Genomic DNA, 8739 nt, shown 5'->3' with positions numbered 1-8739 from the left:
CCGACAACCTCCGCGCCAACCAGGCGATCGTCGACCAGGTCCGCAGCCTCGCCGAGGCTCGCGGCGCAACCCCCGCACAGGTGGCGCTCGCGTGGCTGCTGGCGCAGCATCCGTTCATCGTTCCGATTCCAGGAACGAGACGGCGCGAGCGACTCGACGAGAATGCCGGCGCGACGTCCCTCGCGCTGTCCGCTGACGACATCGCCGACCTGAACGCGCTCGCCGATCGGGTCGGCGTCGCGGGCAACCGGTACGACGACGCAGGCATGGCCGCGGTCGGCCTCTGACCAGGCTGGACCCAGCGTGTAAAGCGTGCTTTACTTGGCTCGAGTAAAGCACGCTTTACACGTTGGAAGAGAGGGCTCGAGCCGATGAGCGATCACCCGGTGACCCGACGGGCGCCTGCGTCGCACTACCTGCTCGCGATCGCGTTCGGCGCGATCGCGACGATCGCGGTCGCGTTGGTGGTGGGCGCGACGAACTCCGACGACTTCTGGCTCGCTGCGGGGATCGGCGCGCTGTGCGCCGCCTACCCCTCCTTTTCGCTCGGCGCCCGGATCTTCGTCACGAACAACACGGCCACCCGTGATCCGCGTGGCGGGGAGAGCGTTGAACTGGCATGGATCAGGCAGGCGGCTGCCGGCGCTTTCATCGACGTCCTCTTGACGACGATCGTCCTGGCCGTTGTATTGATGGTCTATCGGCCGGACGTCGAGGCGCTGGTCGTCGTGCTCGCGCTGATCGCATTGAGCGCGGCCGACGCTGGTCTGCGTTACCTCGTGATCCGCCATCGCGCGCTGAAATGAAGAACAATCTCGTGGAGCGACGACTCGAGCGTGGCTGGACTCAGGCCGACCTCGCGACGGCGCTCGGCGTCTCCCGGCAGACCGTGATCTCGATCGAACGCGGGCGATTCGATCCATCGCTTCCGCTTGCGTTCCAGATCGCGCAGACGTTCCGCTGCCGCATCGAGGACGTGTTCACCGCAGCGGACCACGGCTAGCCTGGGGCGCATGTCGAAGGTCATCTACTCGATGGGCGTCTCGCTGGACGGCTATGCCGAGGATGCGGACGGAGGCTTCGCCTGGTCGGCGCCCGATCCCGCCATCCACCAGCTCGCCAATGACCAGGCGCGCGCGGCGCGCGTCTTCGTCTACGGTCGTCGCCTCTACGAGACCATGGAGCCGTTCTGGCCGGCCGCCGTCGGTGACCCCTCGCTGTCGCCGGTCGAGGCGGAGTTCGCGCGCCTGTATTCGGACACACCTCGCATCATCGTGTCGGACACCCTCGAGACCGTGGGGGAGAACTGCACCCTCATCCGGCGTGCTGATGCACGGGCAGAGGTGCAGCGGTTGAAGGCCGAGCCGGCCGAGGGGCACATCGACATCGGCGGCCCGTCGCTCGCCGCCTCCTTGATCGACCTCGTCGACGAGTTCCGGATGTGGGTCAATCCGCTGGCCGTCGGTGGGGGCAAGCCGTTCTTCCCGGCCGGGGTGCAGGTGCCGCTCGAGCTCGTGGAGTGCCGCCCGTTCGACTCCGGTGTGGTGTGGATGCGGTACGCGCGCGTCCGCTGAGACAGACGCAGAACCCCGGGCCGCCGCCAGGCGTTCACGCGACATGAATGCCKGTGATGCCGGCCGTTCACGCGTGCGGGAGAACCTCGTGGCGTGACGCGCCGCAGGTGGCTTTCATCCCCGCTCCGAGCTCACCGCACTATTGCCCCACCGCCGGCCGTGGCGTGGATCGTCGTGCTGATCACGGCGGTCGGCACGCTCGCTGCACCCGCGAGCGCGAGGGCCGCAGCATCCGAACCGTCCGTCGTCGTGAACGAGTTCGCGGTCGCGAGTTCGGCGTCGAGCGCGGACAGCTTCTTCGAGCTGCGCAACACGACCGATGCGCCGATCGACCTGAGTGGCTGGTCGATCTTCCGCTGCGACGAACGTGGGCTCCGGGAGAACGTCGGGCGTCCCGAGGTCGACCTCTCCGGCGTGGTGCTCGGCGCCGGAGAGATCTTCCTCGCGGCGCAGATGAGCGCGCACCTCGCCCAGGACGCCGTCGATGCCCGCTTCAGTCAGCTGTATGCGCAGAGCGGCCTCGGCCTGGTGCTGGCCGGCCCGGACGGCGCGACGGTGGACGCGGTCGCGATGTACCCGAACACCCCATGGCCGACCGAGAGCGAGTGCGGCCCGCCGCCGAACCTGCCCGCGACTCTTGCCGCGGCACTCGACGAGTCCTGGCAGCGCACGGATGCCGGTGGGTGGGTGCGCGCCATAGCGACCCCCGGGGCCGACAATGCGCAGGCGGCCGACACCCTCGCCGCCAGTGCCGTGCACATCGAGGAGGTGGCAGCCGCAGGCCCGGCCGGCGGCGGCGACGACTTCGTCGAGGTGCGCAACACCGGCAGTCGCACGGTCGATCTTTCGGGATGGTCGCTGTATCGGTGCATGGCGACAGGCGCGATGACGCCGCAGTCCCGGCAGATCGAGTTCGCCCCGGGGCAGCGGCTGGGGGCCGGTGAGCGGCTGCTCGTCGCCGGCCCCGGGTACGAAGGTGCCGCGCAGCCGGATCTGCGCACCACGACCTCGCTCGCCGACGCGGTCTCGGGAGTGCTGCTGGTGAACGCCGAAAGGCGCCGCGTCGACGGCCTGACCCTCAGCGAGCACGCCGACACCGCGTGCCAAGCCGGGGACGACAAGCTCGCATCGGCGCTCGACTATCGCGCGGGTGCGAGCTGGCAGCGCATCGACGGCGGCGCGTTCATCGTCGCCCCGCGCACGCCGGGGCAGGACAACGCGCAGCCGGCCCGCGCGACGACTGCCGGAGCGGCAGATCCGCCGTCGACGGCCGTGCTGATCAGCGAATTCGCCACCGACCCGGTGATCACTCCCGCGCCCGAAGGGGTCGAACGCAACAACTTCGTCGAGCTCGCCAACTTCTCCACCACCACCCAGCAGGTCGGCGGCTGGCGCCTGTACGGCTGCGGCCGTGACGGGTTCCTCTCCCGCGCCCCGTTGGCCATCATCCCCGCCGACACCGCGCTGAAGCCGGGAACGACGTGGCTCGCAGCCCTCGAAGGGACGGACGCCGCGGCATCCGCGAATGCCACGTTCAAGACTCCGTTCCACTTCCAGGGGGCCGGCGTCTGGGTCGAGGATGCCGACGGGCGGCGCATCGACGGGGTGGGGGCATTCCACGTCAATGAGATGGACCGCAGCGTCGACATCACCAGCGCCTGCGTGTCCGGGCTCTCGCTGCCCGTGTTCGCCGTCGATCGGCTTCGGGGCGAGTCCTACCAGCGCGTGCAGCAGACCGGAGACAACATGGACGACTTCACCCCAGCCCTGGCCTCCCCAGGCGTCTTCGACCAGCCGTCCACGGAGCGGCTGGAGACCCGCGCGCTCGCCGCGGCCGCCGCGGTCTCTCCCGAACCCCGCCTGATCTCGCCGGCGTCCGTCTCACGCCCGACTGCCGCTGCGGGAACCGATGCCGAGATCCTCGAGTCCTACGCCGGCCGGACATCGGCTGGGCCGCTCGAGAGCCGGGTCGGCAAGGCGGAGCGCGTGATCGCCGAGCCGCAGGCGGCAGCGCTCACAGCGGACGACGACGGCTACGACTTCCCTTACGTCCGGTTCTCGGTCGCACTCGACGGCGGTCCGGCGACCGTGCAGTGGAATGGGACCGCGCTCGGCCGCAGCGAACTGCGGCTCTCGGTGTGGAACGAGGCATCCGGCCGCTGGCGTGAACTGGACTCCGCCGCAGGGGACGTGTCCGCGCTCGTGGCGCAGCCCACGCCGACCGCCCGGCAGCTGTCCGGGGCGGTGCGCGCGGACGAGGTCGTCGACGGTGCGTCGTGGCTGCTGGTGCAGGTCGTGCCCCGCTCCGGCGCAGGGCTGGAGGCCGACGAGGAGCTCGGCGACCCGGCCGAATACGACTTCGCGGTCAGCCATCTGACGGATACGCAGTACCTCACCGAGGCGTATCCGGAGGTGTACGCGGACATCGTCGGGTGGGTGGTCGGCAGCGCCGCGCAGCGCAAGATCGCGTTCGCGACGCACACCGGCGACCTGGTGCAGAACTGGGTCGATCCCGAGCAGCCCGAGGCGCGAGCCCGTCATGAGTTCGAGATCGCCTCGCGCATGCAGGCGGTGCTGGGTGACGCGGGCGTGCCCAACAGCGTGCTGCCGGGCAACCACGACTCGAAGCGGGGCGTCACGAGCGACCTGTTCAACGAGTACTTCGGACCCGAGCGCTACGCCGGGACGGACTGGTACGGCGGATCGATCGCGCCCGGCGACAACACGGCGAACTTCTCCACGTTCACCGTCGAGGGCGCCCGGATGCTGATGCTCTCGCTGCCCTATGCCTACGGGGAGCGTGAGATCGCGTGGGCCGCAGACGTCGTGGCAGCGCACCCGGATGCCAACGTGATCATCTCCACGCACGAGCACGTCACGCCGAAGACCGTCGAGCTCGCGGCCGGCCGTTCCAATTCGTCACGATGGGTCTCCCATGCCGACCGGCTCTGGCAGCGCGTCGTCGCCCCGAATCGCAACGTCGTCGTCGTGCTGTCCGGGCACTTCCACGGCCTCGGCAAGATCGTGACCGAGGATGCCGGGGGGATCCCGGGGCACACGGTGCTCGAATCGCTCGCCGACTACCAGGAGTTCCGGACGCACACGGGGGAGCGGGCCACCGGGTTCGCGCGGCTCCTCCAGTTCGACCTCGGCGGCGGCCGCGTCGGCGTGGACGCGCTGTCGTCGACGCTCGGGGCGATGACCAGCTTCCCGTACGACTACGAGCAGTTCCTGCCCGACAACGGCAGTGAATCGACGGCATCGAACGACCGCCCATGGCGGATCCTCGCCGACGGACTGCAGAACCGCTACACGGCTGAGGACGACCATTTCACGGTCGACGTCGCGCTGCAGTACCCGAAGGCCGTCATCACCTCGGCGATGTCCGTGCTGCCATAGGGAGACGGATGCTGTGCGAAACTCCTACTTCGGGGCTGAGGTTCTCGCAGCCCAACGAACGGAGAGATTTCGGTGCCTGCAGCGTCCAAGAGCGAGCCGTCCCCGTACCAGCGGAACGCATTGGCCCCAGCGATCCTCGCCGCAGCCGCCTGCCTCGCGGGCATCGCCCTCGTGGGCCACGAGTACTACCAGGTCGTCCGCTACATCATCGCGATCCTCGCGGTCATCATCGGATGGTTCGCACTGCAGGCGCGGCAGTGGTGGTGGGTGCCGGTGATGCTCGCGATCGCGATCCTCTGGAACCCGCTCTACCCGTTCGAGTTCTCCGGCACGGTGTGGGACGGCGCGCACATCGTGGCCGCGGCGGCCTTCCTCGCTGCCGGGGCGACCATCAAGACGCCGCGCCAGACGACCGGGTGAGGGAATCCTTCAGAACGGCTCGCCCAGAGGATGGTGGATCCATCCCGCTCCCAGTTCGGTGATCCGACCGGCCTGCCCCTCGGGCGCGAGGCGGGCAGCGAAGKCTTCGGCATCGTCGACCGGCACATATCCGATCTCGGCGCCCGCCGAGAGGTCGGCGAAGCCCCGCTGATTCGCGGAGAGGCCCCAGACCGTATGGAAGCCCGGCTTCTCGAGCCTGGTGACGGCTGCGACGAGGCGCGCCAGATCGGCGATCGACAGCCAGGTGGACAGAGAGCGGATGCTGGTGGGCTCAGGTTCGACGGTCCCCAGTCGCGCGGCGACGACCGACATGCCGAAGCGGTCGGCGTACAGCTGGCCGAGAGCCTCCAGCACCACCTTGCCGACCCCGTAGTAGGTGTCGGGCCGGAAGGGCGGCACCGCCGTTCCCTCGACGGACGCCGGCGTGTGAAACCCCACCGCGTGGATCGAGCTCGCGAGGAGGACGCGTCGCACGCCGGCGCGGCGGGCGGCTTCCAGCACCCCGCGCCCGCCGTCGATGTTCACGCGCAGGATGTCAGCCCACGGCATCTCCCCGGCGAATCCAGCGAGATGCACCACGGCGTCCGCCCCGGTGAATGCGGCCGTCAGGGCGTCGACATCCGTCACGGATGCTGTCACCGACCGCTCGGAGGGAGCAGGATCCGGGGGAGAAGCGATGTCCACGAGCGTGAGCTCGTGGCCCTCTGCGCGAAGGAGCGGCCGCAGCCGCGTCCCGACGCTGCCCGCGGCGCCGGTGAGGACGATCGACGATGGCATGGTGCCCTTCGGTGGCAGCTGGAGATTCGCATTGACACGCTTGCGATAATCGATAATAGTCGAGAAGGTCAGTGCGCGCAGGTGCGATGAAGGGATTCTCGTGATCATCCAAGACGTCATCGTCACCCCGATCGCGTTTCCCGATCCACCTCTCCTCAACGCGGCGGGCGTCCACGAGGCGCTTGCGCTTCGCAGCATCGTCCAGGTCGTGGTGCGCGGCGGTGTGATCGGGCTGGGCGAGGGGTGGGGCGAGCGGGACATCGTCGACGCGCTGACGCGGGCGCGCGATGGCCTGCGGGGACTGAACATCTTCGACCTCGCCGCCATCGAGACGGCGGTCGGTCGCGCGATCGGCGAGGAGGGAGATCCTGCCGGGATCCGCAGGGCGGTCTTCGCGCCGATCGAAGTCGCCTGCCACGATGCTCAGGGCAAGCTTCTCGGCGTTCCCGTCAGCACGCTGCTGGGTGGCCGAGTCCGAGACAGGGTCGAGTACAGCGGCTACCTCTTCTACAAGTGGGACCGGCACCGGGACGCCGCAGAACCCGATCGATGGGGAGCGGCACTCGACCCGGCCGGCATCGTCCGTCAGGCCCGGGCGATGATCGATGAATTCGGATTCCGCTCCCTGAAGCTGAAGGGCGGCGTGTTCCACCCCGACGACGAAGCCGCAGCCATCGAAGCGCTCGCCGAGGCCTTCCCCGGCATCCCGCTGCGCATCGATCCCAACGGAGCGTGGTCGATCGAGACCTCCCTTGACGTGGCGGCGCGCCTGCGCGGGAAGCTCCAATACCTGGAGGACCCGACGATGGGCATGGCCGGGATGGCCGCCGTCGCCCGCGCGGCCGGCATCCCACTCGCGACGAACATGTGCGTCGTCGGCTTCGACCAGATCGCGGAGGCGGTGCGGACCGACGCCGTCCAGATCATCCTGTCGGACCACCACTTCTGGGGAGGGCTCCGCCGTACCCGCGAGTTGGGGATCATCTGCGAGACGTTCGGTCTCGGCCTGTCGATGCACTCGAACTCACACCTGGGGATCTCCCTCGCCGCCATGACCCACGTTGCGGCGTCGATGCCCCGCATCGACTATGCGTGCGACACGCATTACCCCTGGAACGGCGCCTACGACATCATCAAGCCAGGCGCGATCGAGATCCGCGACGGGGCGGTGCAGGTCCCCACCGGTCCCGGCCTTGGCGTCGAGCTCGATGAGGACCGAGTGCGCGAGCTGCATGGGCTGTATCTGGCGTCCGGAAGAACGCATCGCGACGACGCCGCCTACATGCGCGTGGTCCAACCCGATTTCGTCGATGTCCGACCGCGGTTCTGACATGCCGGCCGCCGGGACTGCGCATGGCGCCCGCCATGCCCGCGACACGCTGAGGAGAACGATGAACCCGCCCATGGACAACTACTACGAGAGCTGCACGCAGCTGGCGCCCGGAGCGGCGGCGGATTACGAGGCCTTCCATCGAGCCGTTCCTCGACTGATCGATCGGCACCTCCGGCGCGGCGGTGTCGTGTCGTGGCAGATCTACCTGCGCGGCGACGTGCTCACGCACTGTGTCGTGAGGGATGGGCGTGAACCGATGCAGGCGGACCCCGAGGACGAGGCGATCAGCGCCTGGTGGCGCGAGCTGGTGGAGCCGTTTCTGGTGGAAGGATCGTCGCCACCCGTCGAAAGGCCGCTGGGGCGACTGATCTGGGACCTCGACTGGCCGACGCGCGAAGACCTCGAAGAAGCAGGCCGGAGCCCGAAACCGGCCGTTGGCTAGCGATTTTCGATAGACTCCGGGCGTGTCGGATCTTGGGGGAATGTCACTGGAGTTGGATCGCGGTCTGCTCTCGGATCGCATCTATGTGCTCGTGAAGGCGATGATCAAGGACTCGACCTTGAAGCCCGGCGAGCAGGTGGTCGAGTCGTTGCTGGCGCGACGACTCGGAGTCAGTCAGGCGCCCGTGCGAGAAGCGCTCAAGCGACTGGCGCACGAGGGCCTGGTCACGCAGGTGCGGCACCACGGCACATTCGTCGCCGAATTCTCCCCGCGCGAAGCCGAGCATGCCCGCATCGCACGGGTGGCGCTGGAGGGCCTGGCCGCTCGTCTGGCGCAGGGGCGCATCGACTCGGCAGTCAGAGCCGTGCTCTTCTCGATCATCGACCAGATGCACGCCGCGGCCGACCAGGGCGACATCGCGGCGTTCCGCGAACTGGACTTCGAGTTCCACAAGGCGGTGGTGCTCGCCGGCGGAAACGTCTACCTGCCGCGGATGTGGGACATCCTCGAGCCGAGTCTCCGATCGATGCACGTGCTGTCAGACCCCGCGTACGACGGCGATTGGCATGTCGTCGCCGACATGCACCGCGCCCTTCTCGAGGTGCTCGAGGGTGATGACCCAGAAGCCGCCGACGACCTTTTCAGCGCGCATGCCATCGGCATGGCCGGTCATCCCGAGCGGCCCATGGGGCCCATCATCAACCGCTTCATCGCGGACCTGCACGCCGACCAGCCGGGCGCCGACCCGGCGCAGGCCGAACGCTGAATCGCCG

General features: G+C 68.9%; 10 protein-coding genes. 9 read left to right on the top strand and 1 reads right to left on the bottom strand.

Going from position 1 to position 8739, the window contains the following annotated elements; genetic code table 11:
* From AC1DVT_RS04080 to AC1DVT_RS04055, 6 genes are all read left to right on the top strand, one after another.
* Positions 1–287: aldo/keto reductase (locus AC1DVT_RS04080; RefSeq protein ID WP_477386744.1), on the top strand; the 287-nt coding region annotated here is incomplete at its 5' end.
* Positions 288–371: 84 nt separating this feature from the next.
* Entirely contained in the window at positions 372–806 is a 435-nt protein-coding gene (locus AC1DVT_RS04075; protein ID WP_477386742.1) for a hypothetical protein, read from the top strand.
* On the top strand, positions 803–1003 hold the full coding sequence (locus tag AC1DVT_RS04070) for a helix-turn-helix transcriptional regulator (RefSeq protein ID WP_477386740.1): 201 nt from the start codon (positions 803–805) through the stop codon (positions 1001–1003). The genes AC1DVT_RS04075 and AC1DVT_RS04070 overlap by 4 nt, the downstream gene beginning before the upstream one ends.
* Before the next feature lie 10 nt (positions 1004–1013).
* The gene (locus tag AC1DVT_RS04065; protein WP_477386738.1) at positions 1014–1574 is read left to right on the top strand and encodes a dihydrofolate reductase family protein; all 561 of its coding nucleotides are present in this window, start codon (positions 1014–1016) and stop codon (positions 1572–1574) included.
* A gap of 159 nt (positions 1575–1733) precedes the next feature.
* Positions 1734–4973, top strand: a complete 3240-nt coding sequence (locus tag AC1DVT_RS04060; RefSeq protein WP_477386736.1) for a lamin tail domain-containing protein — start codon at positions 1734–1736, stop codon at positions 4971–4973.
* Between the two features lie 72 nt (positions 4974–5045).
* Positions 5046–5393 (top strand): DUF6804 family protein, encoded by a 348-nt coding sequence (locus AC1DVT_RS04055; RefSeq protein WP_477386734.1) that lies wholly within the window; start codon positions 5046–5048, stop codon positions 5391–5393.
* Positions 5394–5402: 9 nt separating this feature from the next.
* Here AC1DVT_RS04055 and AC1DVT_RS04050 read toward each other — a convergent pair whose 3' ends face one another.
* The gene (locus AC1DVT_RS04050; RefSeq protein WP_477386732.1) at positions 5403–6299 is read right to left on the bottom strand and encodes an NAD-dependent epimerase/dehydratase family protein; all 897 of its coding nucleotides are present in this window, start codon (positions 6297–6299) and stop codon (positions 5403–5405) included.
* Here AC1DVT_RS04050 and AC1DVT_RS04045 point away from each other — a divergent pair.
* The 3 genes from AC1DVT_RS04045 to AC1DVT_RS04035 are packed head-to-tail and all read left to right on the top strand — an operon-like array spanning position 6292 to position 8732.
* Positions 6292–7521: an enolase C-terminal domain-like protein gene (locus tag AC1DVT_RS04045; RefSeq protein WP_477386730.1), complete on the top strand. Its 1230-nt coding sequence runs from the start codon at positions 6292–6294 to the stop codon at positions 7519–7521. The genes AC1DVT_RS04050 and AC1DVT_RS04045 overlap by 8 nt on opposite strands.
* On the top strand, positions 7502–7966 hold the full coding sequence (locus AC1DVT_RS04040) for an L-rhamnose mutarotase (protein ID WP_477386728.1): 465 nt from the start codon (positions 7502–7504) through the stop codon (positions 7964–7966). The genes AC1DVT_RS04045 and AC1DVT_RS04040 overlap by 20 nt, the downstream gene beginning before the upstream one ends.
* 22 nt (positions 7967–7988) lie before the next feature.
* Positions 7989–8732 (top strand): GntR family transcriptional regulator, encoded by a 744-nt coding sequence (locus AC1DVT_RS04035; protein WP_477386727.1) that lies wholly within the window; start codon positions 7989–7991, stop codon positions 8730–8732.
* Positions 8733–8739: the final 7 nt, after the last annotated feature.

The sequence above is a fragment of the Microbacterium sp. P2_F9 genome, assembly GCF_056403635.1.
This window is presented reverse-complemented; position numbering and strand designations above follow the sequence as displayed.

Coding starts and splice junctions, on each gene's coding strand:
- AC1DVT_RS04075 (WP_477386742.1), top strand. CDS start 372: ATGAGCGATCACCCGGTGACCCGACGGGCGCCTGCGTCGCACTACCTG.
- AC1DVT_RS04065 (WP_477386738.1), top strand. CDS start 1,014: ATGTCGAAGGTCATCTACTCGATGGGCGTCTCGCTGGACGGCTATGCC.
- AC1DVT_RS04040 (WP_477386728.1), top strand. CDS start 7,502: ATGTCCGACCGCGGTTCTGACATGCCGGCCGCCGGGACTGCGCATGGC.
- AC1DVT_RS04070 (WP_477386740.1), top strand. CDS start 803: ATGAAGAACAATCTCGTGGAGCGACGACTCGAGCGTGGCTGGACTCAG.